This is a genomic window from Pseudoalteromonas rubra, from assembly GCF_004212645.1.
Classification (GTDB): Bacteria; Pseudomonadota; Gammaproteobacteria; order Enterobacterales; family Alteromonadaceae; genus Pseudoalteromonas; species Pseudoalteromonas rubra_G.
In genome coordinates this window covers 1-286 of sequence record NZ_PPUZ01000106.1, presented here as the reverse complement: position 1 = coordinate 286, position 286 = coordinate 1, and the positions used below count along the sequence as shown (strand labels likewise).

The 286-nt window shown below is 51.7% G+C and carries 1 protein-coding gene; it reads right to left on the bottom strand.

From position 1 onward, the window contains the following. Window positions 1–286, bottom strand: a 286-nt coding sequence (locus tag C3B51_RS22270; RefSeq protein WP_130246430.1) for an AMP-binding protein, incomplete at both ends; no start/stop codon positions are given.

Below are 286 nucleotides of genomic sequence, written 5' to 3'. Positions count from 1 at the left end.
TCACCACCCACATACAGCTCACCTAAGCTGCCGTGAGGTAAGAGGTTTTGTTGCTTATCCAACACATAAGTCTGAACATTGCACAACGGTGTGCCGATATGCACGATGTCATTGGTAATTTCACCTACTGTGGCACACACAGAGGTCTCCGACGGACCATAGGCATTATAAAATGGATAATGGGCGCGCCAGCGGGCCACCACTGCCTCTTCACAGGCCTCACCTGCCACAATTAAACATTGCAGTGCCAGGTCCGTCTGCAAGGCCATGGTGGATAACAGCGCTG